Source organism: Anaerosporobacter mobilis DSM 15930 (assembly GCF_900142955.1).
Classification (GTDB): domain Bacteria; phylum Bacillota; class Clostridia; order Lachnospirales; family Lachnospiraceae; genus Anaerosporobacter; species Anaerosporobacter mobilis.
Genome location: NZ_FRCP01000005.1, coordinates 527,449 through 543,365, shown reverse-complemented (window position 1 = coordinate 543,365; position 15,917 = coordinate 527,449). Strand labels below are relative to the sequence as shown.

12 protein-coding genes are annotated in these 15,917 nt (G+C 36.0%); 11 read left to right on the top strand and 1 reads right to left on the bottom strand.

The genetic code is table 11. From position 1 onward, the window contains the following. The first annotated feature begins 358 nt into the window (after positions 1–358). From BUB90_RS02290 to BUB90_RS02260, 8 genes are all read left to right on the top strand, one after another. Positions 359–1,471 (top strand): cysteine desulfurase family protein, encoded by a 1,113-nt coding sequence (locus tag BUB90_RS02290; protein ID WP_073282305.1) that lies wholly within the window; start codon positions 359–361, stop codon positions 1,469–1,471. A gap of 79 nt (positions 1,472–1,550) precedes the next feature. Beyond that, positions 1,551–2,396, top strand: a complete 846-nt coding sequence (locus BUB90_RS02285) for a tRNA 2-thiocytidine biosynthesis TtcA family protein (RefSeq protein WP_073282302.1) — start codon at positions 1,551–1,553, stop codon at positions 2,394–2,396. Positions 2,397–2,549: 153 nt separating this feature from the next. Continuing rightward, positions 2,550–3,089, top strand: a complete 540-nt coding sequence (gene rbr / locus BUB90_RS02280) for a rubrerythrin (protein WP_073282301.1) — start codon at positions 2,550–2,552, stop codon at positions 3,087–3,089. A gap of 395 nt (positions 3,090–3,484) precedes the next feature. After that, entirely contained in the window at positions 3,485–3,763 is a 279-nt protein-coding gene (locus tag BUB90_RS24195; RefSeq protein ID WP_330393726.1) for a family 43 glycosylhydrolase, read from the top strand. Continuing rightward, positions 3,673–5,010, top strand: coding sequence for a glycoside hydrolase family 43 protein (locus BUB90_RS02275; protein ID WP_330393725.1), 1,338 nt, complete (start codon positions 3,673–3,675; stop codon positions 5,008–5,010). The genes BUB90_RS24195 and BUB90_RS02275 overlap by 91 nt, the downstream gene beginning before the upstream one ends. 61 nt (positions 5,011–5,071) lie before the next feature. After that, positions 5,072–6,202, top strand: a complete 1,131-nt coding sequence (locus tag BUB90_RS02270) for a glycosyl hydrolase family 8 (RefSeq protein WP_073282581.1) — start codon at positions 5,072–5,074, stop codon at positions 6,200–6,202. Between the two features lie 50 nt (positions 6,203–6,252). After that, entirely contained in the window at positions 6,253–7,833 is a 1,581-nt protein-coding gene (locus BUB90_RS02265) for a glycoside hydrolase family 43 protein (protein ID WP_073282300.1), read from the top strand. A gap of 112 nt (positions 7,834–7,945) precedes the next feature. After that, a complete protein-coding gene (locus tag BUB90_RS02260) occupies positions 7,946–9,883 on the top strand; it encodes a sialate O-acetylesterase (RefSeq protein ID WP_073282298.1) in 1,938 nt (645 codons plus the stop codon). 5 nt (positions 9,884–9,888) lie between these two features. On the opposite strand, the gene BUB90_RS02255 is transcribed toward BUB90_RS02260, so the two are convergent. Then, entirely contained in the window at positions 9,889–10,758 is an 870-nt protein-coding gene (locus BUB90_RS02255; RefSeq protein WP_073282296.1) for an AraC family transcriptional regulator, read from the bottom strand. Between the two features lie 139 nt (positions 10,759–10,897). Between BUB90_RS02255 and BUB90_RS02250 the strand changes: the two genes are divergently transcribed. From BUB90_RS02250 to BUB90_RS02240, 3 genes are all read left to right on the top strand, one after another. Then, positions 10,898–12,895 (top strand): alpha-glucuronidase family glycosyl hydrolase, encoded by a 1,998-nt coding sequence (locus tag BUB90_RS02250; protein WP_073282294.1) that lies wholly within the window; start codon positions 10,898–10,900, stop codon positions 12,893–12,895. A gap of 101 nt (positions 12,896–12,996) precedes the next feature. Then, positions 12,997–15,156 carry a glycoside hydrolase family 3 C-terminal domain-containing protein gene (locus BUB90_RS02245; RefSeq protein ID WP_073282292.1) on the top strand — a complete coding sequence of 720 codons (2,160 nt, stop codon included), beginning with the start codon at positions 12,997–12,999 and terminating at the stop codon, positions 15,154–15,156. 153 nt (positions 15,157–15,309) lie between these two features. Beyond that, positions 15,310–15,729, top strand: a complete 420-nt coding sequence (locus BUB90_RS02240) for an HIT family protein (RefSeq protein WP_073282290.1) — start codon at positions 15,310–15,312, stop codon at positions 15,727–15,729. Positions 15,730–15,917: the final 188 nt, after the last annotated feature.

Sequence of the window (15,917 nt, the reverse complement as noted above, 5' to 3'; positions counted from 1 at the left end):
GTTTTATATGTGCAAATTGACGAATGGAAGTTTTACGAAAGGCTTTTGATACTCAAACCATTAGGGAAACTGTGATAACATTATTATTGAAGCAATTTTAAAGTTAAGTTATAAAACCAAAAACAAATAATATAGTTGCAAATAATATAGAAAAGGCGTAGATATAGGCAATCTACGCCTTTTTACGTGAGCTTAGAAAGGTATTCCTATAAGTTTACGATTAATTAGAAGTCGTCTAGTGAAAAATGTTGTCCTTCTATAATTATGTATGCTATAATACTACTATTCCTATAAAACATGTAGAATAAAATGTAACAAAATTGTTTTGATTTTAATAGAGTAAGAGGCGAGAGTTAGTATGATATATTTAGATTACGCAGCAAACACACCTACAGATGAACGAGTGTTGCAAGAATTCTGTTTGGTGAATCAAGATTTTTTTGGAAATCCTAATTCCTTACATCCAATTGGATTTGCTGCAAAAGATAAGATGGATTCCATAACGGAAAGTATGACAAAAGGACTAGAATTAGCTGAAAGTGAAATCGTATATACATCAGGTGCTAGTGAATCCAATAACACAGCAATAAAAGGTATTGCAAGAAGCAGTAGGCACATTGGAAAACATATTATTACTTCAGGACTTGAACATTCTTCTGTAAGTGGTACGTTAACGCATCTACAAGAACAAGGGTACGAAATAGATATGCTTGATATAGGTAAAGATGGTACGCTTAACCTTGTAAGTCTTAGAGAACTACTAAGAAAGGATACGGTACTAGTGACAGTTTGTGCTGTTGATAGTGAATTAGGTGTTATTCAACCCTTAGAAGAAATTGCAGCTATCATCAAAGAATTTCCTAATTGTCGTTTGCATATTGATGCAACGCAAGCAATAGGGAAAGTAAGATTTGATTGTAATATTGCGGATACCATAAGTTTTACTCCGCATAAATTCTATGGATTAAATGGTTGCGGTGTTCTAATTAAGAAGAAGGATTTAATCATAGAGCCATTAATACATGGTGGAGTAAGTACTACGATTTACCGCAGTGGTACGCCAGCTGTTGCTTTGGCAGCTTCTATTCAAAAAGCGTTAGAATTATCCGATTTGGAGTTTGAAAAACGATATGAGGTTGTAAAAGAGAGCAATACGTACCTACGCAGTCAACTTAAAACTATGAAGTTCGTAGTAATTAATAGTCCGATGGAAAGCGTACCACACATTCTTAACATCAGTGTATCAGGCATACGTGGTTATGTGATGCAAGAAAGACTTGCAGAATATGGAATTTGCTTATCGGCAAAGTCGGCTTGTTCTGTAAAGACTACGCCTTCTAAACCAGTTTTTGCAATAACCAAGGATAAGAAGAGAGCAATGTCTTCTTTTCGAATAAGTATTAGCCATATGACAACAAAAGAAGAGTTAGATTATTTCATAGAGAAGCTTAATCTATGCTATTCCAATTAAGAATAAAGTAAACCTAGTCAAATCAATAAGATAACGAAAATTAGCAGAAATAATTAGATAGTAGGAGAAATAATTAGATATGAGTAGAGAATTAACAACTTGTCAATTAATAGAGAGAAGTATTAATAAAAAATTCAGAAAAGAAATATGGACACCCTTTGTACAAGCTATTAAAAAATATGAGCTAATTCAGCCAGGGGATCACATCGCGGTATGTATCTCTGGTGGGAAGGATTCTATGTTATTAGCTAAGCTGATGCAGATATTACAACGAATCACAGAAGTTCCTTTTGAAGTTACGTATCTTGTAATGGACCCAGGATATAACCCAATTAATCGACAGAAGATTGAAAGTAATGCCAAATTATTAGAGATACCAATTGTAGTGTTTGAAACGGATATCTTTGATATTGTTAATGAAATTGATAAATCACCATGCTACTTATGTGCCAGAATGAGAAGGGGAAATCTTTACGCGAAAGCAAAAGAACTTGGTTGTAATAAAATTGCCCTTGGACATCATATGAGTGATGTAATTGAAACCACATTAATGGGTATGTTATATGGTTCACAGATTCAAGGAATGATGCCGAAACTACACAGTACTAACTTTGAAGGAATGGAGTTAATCCGTCCAATGTATTGTATCTTAGAAGAGAATGTAATAGCATGGAAGAACTACAATGACTTAGAATTTATTCAATGTGCATGTCGATTCACGGAACATTGTACTATCTGTGATAATGGTGGTGGTGGATCAAAACGCCAAGAAGTAAAACAACTAATTAAGAAGCTCAAGAAAGATAATCCAACAATTGAAACGAATATCTTTAATAGTATCCATAATGTAAGTCTTGACACTTTAATATCATATAAACAAAAGGGTATTGTCCACTCCTTTTTAGATAGTTACGATAAAAAATGATAAAATTCTGATAAAAGATTATATGTGTTGCTTTTGTAGTTTACCATTTAAAAAATCAGTAAATTATGATATAATAAAATGGAATGATGAAATTTATGGTATTTACTTTAATTTCATATGATTACTTTAGTTATATCAAAGGAGGAAACAAACATGTCAGAATTAAAAGGATCGAAAACAGAAGCAAATCTATTAGCAGCATTTGCAGGAGAATCACAAGCAAGAAACAAGTATACATACTATGCTTCAAAAGCGAAAAAAGAAGGGTATGTACAAATTGCTGCGTTATTTGAAGAAACTGCAAACAATGAAAAAGAACATGCAAAAATATGGTTCAAATTATTACATGATGGTATGCCAGACACAATAGCAAATCTAAAAGATGCAGCCGATGGCGAGAATTATGAGTGGACTGATATGTATGCAACTTTTGCTAAGGAAGCCAAAGAAGAAGGTTTTGATAAGATTGCGTACTTATTTGAAGCTGTTGGTCAGATTGAAAAAGAACATGAAGAAAGATACCGTAAGTTGTTAGCTAACATTGAAGGTGGACTAGTATTCTCTAAAGATGGAGATGCTGTTTGGCAATGTTCAAATTGTGGACATATTGTTGTTGGTAAACAAGCACCTGAAATTTGTCCAGTATGTGACCATCCACAAGCTTATTTCCAAGTTAAAGCAGAGAATTACTAAGATTTTTATCTTATAATTAATGAAGGACTGAATAAAATAAAATGATAAAAAACAATCTTCGCAGTGGTGTGAAGATTGTTTTTTTTGCTCTATGTCAAGTTTGAAGTGCAAATCTTTGGATTAACGCTCTATTACTGAGGTAGAGCTTTTTTTGATTTATAAAATACAAGTTTGTAAGCAAACAGTGAAGGTACATGCAGATATAAATCAATATATCGCTTTTGTAAAAGAAGGTAGTTACGTATTAGATGCATTTTGTTTATAGTGTGTGAGTACGTTTTAAAATAGCAATTTGTGTTTAGTAGTAAGCAATTTTAAATAAGACCTTTTATGAGAAGTTCATTATAATTAGTAGTGATGAAATGTGTATTGATATTAAGACAAGGAGGATTACTATGAATCCTAATCCAATTATTAAACTTGATTATCCCGATCCGGATGTGATTAGAGTTGGAGATACCTATTATATGGTATCGACAACAATGCACTTTATGCCAGGGTGTGAAATATTGCGTTCTTATGATTTAATCCATTGGGAGCATGCAACTTATGTATATGAAACATTGGATAGTACAGAGGGACAATGTATGGAAGGAAAAAAAATATCTATGGACAAGGTATGTGGGCAGCTTCTATACGATACAACAAGGGTACCTATTACATATGTTTTGTAGCAAACGATACACATAAAACATATCTCTATACAGCTAAGGATATCGAGAATAAATGGGAAAAACGTAGTATAGAAGGGTTTTATCATGATTGTTCACTCTTCTTTGATGATGATGATAAAGTATATATCGTATATGGAAATAAAGAAATATGGATTACACAATTAAAAGAAGATTTATCGTCACCAATGGAGGGAGGCCTTCACCGCCTTATTGTTAATGATGAGGGACATCCTGGATTAGGATACGAAGGTTCACATATGTATAAAATAAATGGAAAATACTACGTATTCTTCATACACTCCAGACGAGATATGTGGAAACGTGTAGAAGCATGTTTTTGTGCAACATCATTGGAGGGAGAATTCACTGGAGGTGATGTACTTGATGATGATAGAGGTTATTGTAATCAGGGTGTAGCACAAGGGGGAATCGTAGATACCAGAGAAGGAGACTGGTATGGTGTATTATTTCAGGACCATGGTGCAGTAGGTAGAATTCCTGTACTGGTTCCAGTTACGTGGGAAAATGATTATCCTATCTTTGGTGAGAAAGGAAAGGTACCTGAAATAATTATAACAAAAAGTACAAGACCCGATTATTCATATAGTCCATTGGTTGGTAGTGATGATTTTATGGCTACAGGGAAAGATCAATACACTATGAAAAAGCAATGGCAATTTAATCATGAACCAGATAGGGACAATATGTTGTTCAATGGGGAAGAGGGATATTATCAGATTACAACAGCGAAGTTGTGTAATAATCTAACACAAGCAAGGAATACTTTAACGCAAAGAATGTTATTCCCAAGGTGTTTTGCTGAAGTTACGATTGATGCAGAGGGTACCTTGGAAGGTGATTATGCAGGACTATGTGCTTTACAGGGATGCTATGGTATGGTTGCAGTTACAAAAAGAGAGGGCAAGTACTATTTGGTCATGAAGAACAGGGAGTCAACCGATGAGTCTTTAAGCGCAATGAAACAAGACAATTCTCAAGGGCATGAATGGGAAGTGGTAGTAGTGAACCAAGGTAAGGTGAGAGTAAAGGTAGAGGTGAATTTTCAGAATATGGCGGATGAAGCAATATTCTACTATCACAATGGAACAGAATTTGTACAAATCGGGGTAAAGCAGAAGCTGTACTTTAAGATGGATCATTTTACAGGATGTCGTTTTGGTTTGTTTGCATATGCAACGAAGCAAATAGGTGGTAATGCAAGATTTAGCAACTTTATCTATATTTAAGTCATTAGAAAGGAGACTCACTCCACTATATTTATTAGGTAGGACAGTGAGACGTGAAGATATGAAAAAAAACTATCGCAATATGTTTTATGAAATCGGAATTAAAGAAGAAGAGATTAAAAACCGTTTACAAGAGATCAAACAGACATTTTTCTATGGACCAGATGATGAGCGGTTATATTTTGAATGCGGGGAGGACATGGCATATATTGTAGACACAGGTAATAATGATGTGAGAACTGAGGGAATGTCTTACGCTATGATGATTTGTGTTCAGTTGAATATGAAAGAAGAATTTGACCGCCTATGGAAATGGGCGAAGACGTTTATGTGGATGGATTCTGGTGAGAATGAAGGATATTTTGCATGGTCTTGTGCTATCGACGGCAGGAAGAATGCGTATGGTCCTGCACCGGATGGAGAAGAGTTCTTTGCAATGGCGTTGTTCTTCGCATCTCATAGATGGGGAGACGGTGAGGAAATCTTTGCGTATTCTAAGGAAGCTAAGGAAATCTTAAGAGCTTGTATCCACAAAGGGGAGAATGGCAGAGCAGGACATCCAATGTGGAATAGAGACAATTATCAAATACTGTTTGTTCCTGGTATCGATTTTACAGATCCTTCTTATCATTTGCCACATTTTTATGAATTGTTTTCACAGTGGGCTTATGAAGAAGATCGTGAATTTTGGAAGAAGGCAACGGCAGCTAGTCGTGAATATCTAGCTAAAGCATGCCACCCCGTTACTGGATTTAGTGCTGAGTATGCTGAATTTGATGGCAGTCCAATGAGTAGGAAACTGGCATGGGGACAAGAAAGACATGACTGGTTCTACAGTGATGCATACCGTACAGCTGCGAACATTGGTTTAGACTATGAATGGTTTGGTATTGACTGTGGACAGAGAATAGCAGTAGATCGTATTCAACATTATCTTGGTGTGGTAAGAAAGGGAGAAACATATAAGATATACGAAGTAGATGGTACCGTAATTGAACAGGAGGCACTGCATCCGTATGGAATTACTGCTACCATAGCGCAGGCTTCTCTTGCTGCAAAGGATACACATTATAAGGAATGGGTGCAACGTTTCTTTGATATGCCATTAAGAACAGGTGAGAGAAGATATTATGACAATTGCCTCTACTTCTTTGCATTCCTTGCATTAAGTGGGAATTATAGAATATGGTAAGTAAATATTTATGTAAAGTGATAAATACAATAGATTGGAGATAAAAGAAGATGACAGTGATTGCAAAAAACCCCATAATGTCAGGATTCTATCCGGATCCATCGATTTGCGCGGTAGGAGAGGACTACTATTTAGTGAACTCAACGTTTGCTTATTTTCCAGGCTTACCAATTATTCATAGTAAGGATTTGGTACATTGGGAACAGATTGGGAATGCAATGCATAGAGAATCGCAACTTCCTTTGCAGGGAAGTGGACATTCACAAGGTTTGTTTGCGCCAACCATTCGTTATCATGAAGGCATGTTTTATGTTATCTGTACTAATGTATCACATGGTGGGAACTACATAGTGACTGCACAAAATCCGGAAGGACCATGGTCAGAACCATATTATCTGGAAGGGGCACAAGGAATTGATCCAAGTTTATTCTTTGATGAGGATGGAAGATGTTATTATACAGGGACACGTCCAAATCCAGATGGTTGTAAGTACAATGGAGATTGGTATATCTGGATACAAGAACTTGATATAAATGAGATGAAACTAATTGGAGAACCAATGGATGTGTGGAATGGCGCTATGAGAAATGTTATTTGGCCAGAAGGTCCACATCTATATAAGAAAAATGGTTATTACTACATTATGCATGCTGAAGGGGGAACTGGTCCAGATCATGCCGTGACGATTTGTAGAAGCCGTGATCTATTCGGCCCTTACGAGAATAATACCTGTAACCCTATATTGACACATCGTCATCTTGGGAAAGAGTATCCAATTCGTTATGTCGGGCATGCAGATTTGTTTGAAACAAAGAATGGTGAATGGTATATGGTTATGTTAGCCGTTAGGCAACAAAATGGTTATACAACTTTGGGGAGAGAAACCTTCCTTGCTAAAGTTGAATGGGAAAACGATTGGCCAGTTGTAAATCCTCTCGTAGGTATGTTGACTAAAGAGGTAGAGATTGCGTTGCCAGAATGGAATCCAATGACTGACAAGGAATCATACACATATCGTAATAAGGATTCGGTTGCCGCTCTTGGTGAAGCGAAAGATTATGATTTTACTACGATTAACAAATTGGGACACGAATTCTTATTTCTTCGTAATCCACACAAGGATATGTATCAATTGAAAGAAAAGGAAGGTTTATGGTTAACTTGTGGGAAGGAAACATTAAAAGAAGAAGCAAGTCCTTCCTATATTTGTATTAGACAAGAACATCATAATTTTCAAGCTGCAGTAAAACTTGTTACCGACAATCTGCAAGGAAATGAACGAGCAGGAATGGTATTGGTGCAAAGTAATGCATATCATTTACGAATAGAGTTAGATAAAGAACATGCATATATGATTGTATGTGAATTTAGTGAGGATCGTCTGCTAGGAGAATGCAGTATAGCAGGAGGAGTAACGGAAATCTATATTCGATTAGAAGGATTACAGGCAACTATGGGAATCGTTGAGAATGGAAAAGAAGTTCCGGTAGTTTCAGCTGTGGATATTCATGTACTTTCGACAGAAGTTGCAGGTGGATTTGTTGGGTGTACAGTAGGATTGTATGCGACAGCCAATGGAGAAGAATCAGAACAAGCGGCATGTTTTAAACATTTTAAATATCAGATATAATTATACAAAGCAGACATTGCTATATAGGAATGCCTGTGTTACTAAGGTCCATAGATACTAATGGGCACCATTAATACTATACACATAAAAATTAAGGAGAGTATTTGTTACTATGGGTTGTTTAAGGTTACCAAGTTTAATTAGTGATGGAATGATTTTACAGAGAAATGCCCAGGTACGTATATGGGGATATGATAGTTCTGGTAGGAAGATTACTGTAATTTTATTAAGACTATTAGAAGAGAAGGAACAAGTTAGTACTACGATTGTTAATCAAGAGGGATATTGGGAGATATGGATTGATACAAAGGAAGAATCGACAGAATGTCAACTTATAATAAGAGATTCTGAAGCGGAAGAATATTGCATTGAAAATGTATGTATTGGTGATGTGTTTATCTGTGCCGGCCAATCCAATATGGAATTGCCTATGGAGAGGGTGAAAGATCAATATCCAGAGGAAATTGAGAATGTCAGTATGCCATATGTAAGACAGTTTAAGATTTTAGAATGTTGTGATTTTCACAAGGAAAAGGAAGAACTTCTAGGTGGCAATTGGAAGGAAGCGCAGGTAGATACAATTAGAGAGTTCTCAGCTACTGCGTATTTCTTTGGTAAATTCTTATATGAGAATTCTAATGTACCAATAGGTTTGATTAATGCTAGTTATGGTGGTTCAAGAATACAATCATGGATGAGTCGGGATATGCTAGCTAATTTTAAAAAAGATTTAGATTTAGCAGATACCTATTCTGATGATTCATTTGTAAAGCATCAACAAAACAAAAACGAACAACAGATGACGGAATGGCATGACGATTTGGATAAGCGTGACATTGGAGTGAAAGAAAAATGGTATAAAAATCATTGTTATACAAACGAATGGGATAAGATGGAGTTACCTGGATTTTTTGAGTATACTCCATTAAAAGATTTCATCGGAGTCGTATGGTTTAAGAAAGACTTAATGATACCAAAAAGTATGGTTGGTAAGAAGGTAAACTTATGCCTTGGAACAATAGTTGATAGTGATATGGTTTATATAAATGGAGTTTTAATTGGAAAAACAGAGTATCAATATCCACCTAGAAAATATAACATACCAGAGGAAGTTCTTCATGAAGGTGTAAATACTATTACAATACGTGTTAAATGTGAGAATGGAGGAGGTCGATTTACTCCAAATAAGGAATACAAGATATTCACTGGAGAACACCATAAGATGGAGGAGTTTATTGATCTTACTGGTACATGGTGTTACCGAATCGGTGCGTATGCTGGTAAGATACCACCAACCGATTTTGTGAACTGGAAACCAACCGGACTCTATAATGGAATGATGGCTCCTTGTCATAGATATGCTATAAATGGTGTAATATGGTATCAAGGAGAAGGGAATACAGACGATCCTTATAATTATGAGGCACTTGGCACTAAGATGATTCGTGGTTACAGAGAAAGATGGAATCATGGTAACTTTCCATTTTATTATGTACAGTTGCCTAATTTTACTATTGATTTAGATGAAGTAAATAGTGGGTGGCCTGAGCTTAGAGAAGAACAAGAACGTCTATTAAAAATTGAGAACACGGGAATGGTTTGTGCGATTGATTTAGGAGAAGATAATGATCTCCACCCTTTGAATAAAAAGGAGGTTGGTGAACGTCTTGCGAGACTTGTCTGTGCAAAACAATATGGAATGAATATGGAATATAGTGGACCAACCATTGAACAAATTGATGTCGTTTCTAAAGAGAAACAGACAGAGATTATAATTACGTGTGGCCATGTTAGTAAATTATTAATAAAGGATCGAATCAGTGGAAAACATAGACCGGTAGAAGATTTAATTGATTTTCAAGTAGCAGGTGATGAGGCAGTTTATGAAACCGTTCAAGCAAAAGTTGCAGGGGACAGAATTTATTTACAATGGGAGAGGGAAGGAAGACCAAGACATCTTAGATATTGTCATTCTAATGCTGCAAAAGGTGCCCTTCTCTATAATGAAGTAGGTTTACCAATGGCACCTTTTGCAAGAAGTATCGATTAAGCTTATTATATGCTCTTATGTAAGTTCAAGTTTTTATATTCGGTTGGTGTACAATTTTTAGAAACCTTAAATACTCGATTAAAAGAGGAGAGACTTCCAAAACCAGATTGCAGAGCAACTTGCGTAATTGTTAAGTTTGGTTCGATGAGTAAGCGTTCTGCAAGTTCAATTCGTTTTTGTATCAAATATTCATAGCAAGTAACATTGGTGAATTGCTTGAATAAGCGAATAAAATGAAATTTACTAAAACCTGCTAAGACAGCCAACTCATCCACAGTAAGATTTTCTGTGCAATGAGCAGTTATGAAATCACAGATTTGCATGAATTTCTCGATATATTCATACTGTTTTGTGATTGCAATTCCAGGAAACTTCTCTGTAGCATTCATTTTATAACGACCAATGGAAACAAAGAACTGAATGATGAGTGCTTTGAGACTTGCTTCTTTATACGGAGAAGGTTGTACATATTCTTGATAAATGGCATTAAGAGAACCTTGTAAAGTTTGAAGAGTTTGCTTCGATTCTTCATAGTTAATTAAAACATAAGGGCGTAAGGAAGGTAGTAAAGCTGTCATACCATTCACGTTGCAAATCTGTGAATAGTCAATGAGAAGTATCAGACGCTCTCCAGTTAAAGGTGCTTGCAATTGGTGAATAGTTCCTGGTGCAATGAGAAAGAGTTCACCTTCTCTGATTGTATGTGAAGTGTCATCAACTATAATGGTGTAAGAATTATGATACGGCATAATTATCTCCAAAGCAGTATGCCAATGAGAAGGATAATTCTCAGCCTCTCTATTTAGATATAACTTAATACCAGGCAAATCATGATACTTAACGGTTTCGCGTATGCCATGTAATGTTTCAATCATAGATTGTCCTCACTTTGTTAATTATTAATGCTACATTATTTTTATTATACTTCAATCTTATAAAAATTGAAATACAAACTAAATCAAATGTAAGGAGAGTCAACCATTTATTCATGTGAAAAGGAGTAAACAAAGTATTATGGAATATGAAAAAGCTTGGCTAAAATACCATAGATTAAGTAATTATAAGGATTGTACATTCTTTTGTTGCATCTATGTTAGAGAATCAGATTTGGTAATAGAAACCGCAATTAAGGAATTACAACTAGCAGTTAAAGAAATTCTTGGAATTGATTGTGATAGAATACATAATCCTAATGGGCGGGAAGAATACAATATGAATTCGGGTATTTATTTCGTGGCTGATCAAAGTATTCAAAAAGAAGGGTATCATATATATGCGAAAGAACAGGTTATCGTAATACAAGCAGGAGATAGTAAAGGTTTTTTATATGGTGTATTCGAATTAATTCGTTATTTACAAAGAAATCAGTCTGTTAGAAACATAGATTATAAGATGGAACCAGATATTCCATATCGAATGTTAAACCATTGGGATAACTTAGATGGTAGTATTGAAAGAGGATATGCAGGGAATTCTTTCTTCTTTCAGGACAATGAAATTATGGTGAATGAAAGAACAAGAATGTATGCTAGGTTACTAGCTTCGGTTGGGATCAACGCCACAGTTATTAATAATGTAAATGTGAAGGACTGTGCAACTGATTTGATTAGTGATATGTATTTTGATAAACTTCGTGCAATGGCAAGTATCTTCAAAGAATATGGGATTCAATTATTTCTAAGTTTGAATTTTGCAGCACCTATGGAACTTGGTGGTTTGCATAGTGCAGATCCTTTAAATGAAGAAGTAAGAACTTGGTGGAAAGAAAAGATGGTGGAAGTTTATCAGAATATTCCAAACCTTGGAGGTTTCTTAATAAAAGCAGATTCAGAGGGAAGACCTGGGCCTTTTACATATGGAAGGACTCATGCCGACGGCGCCAATATGCTAGCGGAAGCTGTAGCACCTTTTGAAGGGTTAATCATATGGAGATGCTTCGTATATAATTGTCAGCAAGATTGGAGAGACAAAGTAACAGACCGTGCTAGAGCAGGATATGATAATTTCAAACCGTTAGATGGTAAGTTTCTTGACAATGTGATTTTGCAGATTAAGAATGGACCAATGGACTTTCAAGTTAGGGAACCGATTACACCACTGTTTGGGGCATTACATCATACAAATCAAATGTTAGAAGTGCAGATAGCACAAGAATATACAGGACAACAGAAACATATTTGCTATCTTATACCGATGTTTGAACAAATATTACAGTTCCATACATATCTACAAGATCAGAAAGACACGATTCGAGAAATCATTAGCGGTCAAGCATTAAATCAGAAGAATTGCGGTATTGCGGCAGTTGCTAATACAGGGAATGATTCAAACTGGACAGGACATGATTTGGCAGCAGCGAATCTATATGGTTTTGGTAGATTAGCCTATCAAAAGGATTGTACTGCAGAGGATATCGCTAGGGAATGGGTAGAAGTGACTTTTGGTTCCAATAAAGAGATGATTACTACAATAACAGATATATTAATGAGGTCATGGCCTATCTATGAACAATATACAGCACCACTTGGAATCGGTTGGATGGTAAATCCCAATCATCATTATGGTCCTAATGTAGATGGTTATGAATATGATCGTTGGGGAACTTACCACCGAGCAGATCATCTAGGGATTGGAGTGGACCGAAGTGAGAGGGGAACAGGGTATGCGATTACGTATCAAGAGCCTTTGGCAAGCACCTACAATTCAGTTGAAACATGCCCTGATGAATTACTCTTATTCTTTCATCATGTATCATATACCCATATATTAAAAAGCGGAAAGTCCGTAATTCAACATATCTATGATACACATTTTGATGGAGTTGAAAATGTAGAAAATATGATGAAGGCTTTGGATAAGATTAAAGAGTATTTACCTTTAGCAGTCTATAATAGAATGGTGCCTCGTCTAGAGGAGCAATTACGCCTCGCAAAGGAATGGAGAGATCAGATTAACACGTATTTTTATCGTAAATCAGGAATTATAGACACAAAAAATAGAACGATTTATTAAGGATTTGTGTTGATTTAGATAGTGAGCAGTAATGTTTGTGAGGATATTATATTGGAATTTATTAATATATGATAAAAAAACGAATACGGAAGGTGAATTTTATGGCAGAATTAGTACATAATACCCAAAAGATCAAAGAATATAAAGAACTTGCAAAAGAACTTGTAAGTAAGATGACACTAGAAGAAAAATGTTTTCAGATGTTACATGGAGCACCAGCAATTGAACGACTTGGTGTTAATTCATATAACTGGTGGAATGAAGGATTACATGGAGTTGCAAGAGCCGGAGTAGCAACGATTTTCCCACAAGCCATTGGACTTGCAGCAAGTTTTGATGAGGACTTACTTGAATCGGTTGCAGATGCTGTCTCAACGGAAGCCAGAGCGAAGTTTAATATGCAACAAGAATTTGGTGATACGGATATCTATAAAGGACTTACTTTTTGGGCTCCAAATGTAAACATATTCAGAGATCCAAGATGGGGACGCGGTCATGAAACCTATGGGGAAGACCCTTATTTAACTGCTAGATTAGGAGTTAGTTATATAAAAGGTCTTCAAGGAGAGGATGAGAATTATCTAAAGACTGCTGCTTGTGCAAAACATTTTGCAGTACATTCAGGACCAGAGGATATTCGTCACTCGTTTAATGCAGAAGTTAACATGCAAGATATGTGGGAGACGTATCTACCAGCCTTCGAAGCGTGTGTGAAGGAAGCCAAAGTGGAAACCGTGATGGGTGCTTATAATCGGACGAACGGCGAACCTTGCTGTGGAAGTAAGTTTTTATTAAAAGATACCTTAAGAGAGCAATGGGGATTTGATGGTCATGTAGTATCGGATTGTTGGGCAATTAAAGATTTTCATGAATATCACCATGTAACGGACTCCGCAGTTGATTCGGTAGCTTTAGCTGTTTCTATGGGCTGCGATTTAAATTGTGGGAATATATTCCTATATCTAGCGCAAGCTGTTAAGGAAGGGAAGGTTTCAGAGGAACAAGTAACGACTGCTGTGGAGCGTCTGTTCACAACTAGAATGAAGTTAGGATTGTTTGATGAGCCTAAGAAAGTACCATACAACGCAATTAATTATACAATTGTAGATTCTAGAGCAATGAAGGAAAAGAATCTTGATACGGCTAGAAAGACCTTAGTATTGCTAAAGAATGAAGGAAACTTACTACCTCTTGATAAGAATGGGATTAAGACTATTGGGATTATTGGTCCGAATGCAGATAACAGAAGAGCACTAGTTGGTAATTATGAAGGAACAGCATCTCGTTATGTAACGATTAATGAAGGGATTCAGGATTATCTTGGTGATGATGTTCGTGTTTTATATTCAGAAGGCTGCCATCTATATAAAGACCGAATTAGCGGTTTGGGAAAAGAAAATGATCGAATTGCTGAAGTAAGAGGAATCTGCAAGGAAAGTGATGTCTTGATTGCCTGCCTTGGATTAGATTCTGGATTAGAAGGAGAAGAAGGGGACGAAGGTAATCAATACGCAAGTGGAGATAAACCGAATCTGAGTCTTCCAGGTTTACAAGAAGAAGTATTAAAGGTAATGTATGAATCAGGAAAACCAGTTGTTTTAGTGATTTTATCAGGAAGTGCATTAGCAGTTAACTTTGCAGAGGAACACATACCGGCAATTATTCAAGGCTGGTATCCAGGTGCACAAGGTGGTAAGGCAATTGCAGAAGTGTTATTCGGTGAGTTCTCACCAGAAGCTAAATTACCAATCACATTCTATCGTACCACAGAAGAATTACCTGCTTTCACGGATTATTCTATGAAGAATAGAACCTATCGTTATATGAAGAACGAGGCACTTTATCCATTTGGTTATGGACTATCCTATACTACATTTGAGATTGAAAATGTGGCTTTATCTTCAGATGTAATAACAAAGGAGGGCGTTGAAATCACTTGTGATGTAACCAATACAGGAAATATGGATGCAAGAGAAACCGTTCAAGTTTATGTGAAAGCAGAGCGTGAGAATACGCCAAATGCAGGACTTAAAGCCTTTAAGAAAGTAGCATTAGCTATAGGTGGAACGAAACATATAGGTATTCATTTGGGAATAGAAGCCTTCTCCTTATGTGATGAGGAAGGCAAACGAGTGGTGTTACCTGGAACCTATTCGATCTATGTTGGTGATTCACAACCAGATAGGCGGAGCGAAGAACTTACGCATAAAAAGCCACAATGTTTCAAAGTTACAAGTAACGAATACTTAGAATTATCCTAGGGAATGGAAGTAAATACATATTTCTAAGTAAACTTACGACCAAAACTTGTTTAACAAGATGGTTATTTTCTTTGGTTTATGTTATTATGAAAGCAGGAGTTATTATCTGATTCTTTTGGCAAAATACGAATTGAATTACATAAGGAGAGTAGTATGAAAGATCAGAATTGTGCCTATTGCATGCAGGGCGAGCTAGTAGCTACATTTGGATACTTAGCAATTGAGATGGAGAATAGTCTGGTATTTATCTTTAAGGAACAAAGCAATCCAGGTCGTGTAATAGTAGCTCATAAAAAACATGTAAGCGAATTAATTGACTTAACAGATGAAGAAAGAAATGATTATTTTGCTGAAATTGCTAAAGTAGCTGGTGCTATGCATAAAGCTTTCTCGCCAAACAAAATCAATTATGGTGCATATGGTGATACTGGGCACCACTTACATTTTCACCTAGTTCCCAAATACGAAGGTGGAAGCGAATGGGGTGGAACATTTACCATGAATAGTGGTAAAGTTATGATTGATGATGAAACGTGTGAAGAGCTTGCTAAAAAATTACGTGAAGCTATGTAACAGGAATAGGTAATTGGTAGAAAACATTCACAAGTTGATGTGCTCCCTTTGTGGTAGTTAGTTATGATAAGCAATACCGATTGTAACTACTACTGACTACAAGGAGGAGCATATTTTCTTTATTAGAATATATATTACGTAAGTTTAAGATAAAGTGAATGTACGAAAAAGTGAGTTTATGATAGCGT

Bases quoted from the DNA above. Each gene is read 5' to 3' on its own strand.
- BUB90_RS02255 (WP_073282296.1), bottom strand. From the start codon at position 10,758: ATGATTGAAACATTACATGGCATACGCGAAACCGTTAAGTATCATGAT.
- BUB90_RS02250 (WP_073282294.1), top strand. From the start codon at position 10,898: ATGGAATATGAAAAAGCTTGGCTAAAATACCATAGATTAAGTAATTAT.
- BUB90_RS02275 (WP_330393725.1), top strand. From the start codon at position 3,673: ATGTATGGAAGGAAAAAAAATATCTATGGACAAGGTATGTGGGCAGCT.
- rbr (WP_073282301.1), top strand. From the start codon at position 2,550: ATGTCAGAATTAAAAGGATCGAAAACAGAAGCAAATCTATTAGCAGCA.
- BUB90_RS02270 (WP_073282581.1), top strand. From the start codon at position 5,072: ATGAAAAAAAACTATCGCAATATGTTTTATGAAATCGGAATTAAAGAA.
- BUB90_RS02260 (WP_073282298.1), top strand. From the start codon at position 7,946: ATGGGTTGTTTAAGGTTACCAAGTTTAATTAGTGATGGAATGATTTTA.
- BUB90_RS02285 (WP_073282302.1), top strand. From the start codon at position 1,551: ATGAGTAGAGAATTAACAACTTGTCAATTAATAGAGAGAAGTATTAAT.
- BUB90_RS02245 (WP_073282292.1), top strand. From the start codon at position 12,997: ATGGCAGAATTAGTACATAATACCCAAAAGATCAAAGAATATAAAGAA.
- BUB90_RS02290 (WP_073282305.1), top strand. From the start codon at position 359: ATGATATATTTAGATTACGCAGCAAACACACCTACAGATGAACGAGTG.
- BUB90_RS24195 (WP_330393726.1), top strand. From the start codon at position 3,485: ATGAATCCTAATCCAATTATTAAACTTGATTATCCCGATCCGGATGTG.
- BUB90_RS02240 (WP_073282290.1), top strand. From the start codon at position 15,310: ATGAAAGATCAGAATTGTGCCTATTGCATGCAGGGCGAGCTAGTAGCT.
- BUB90_RS02265 (WP_073282300.1), top strand. From the start codon at position 6,253: ATGACAGTGATTGCAAAAAACCCCATAATGTCAGGATTCTATCCGGAT.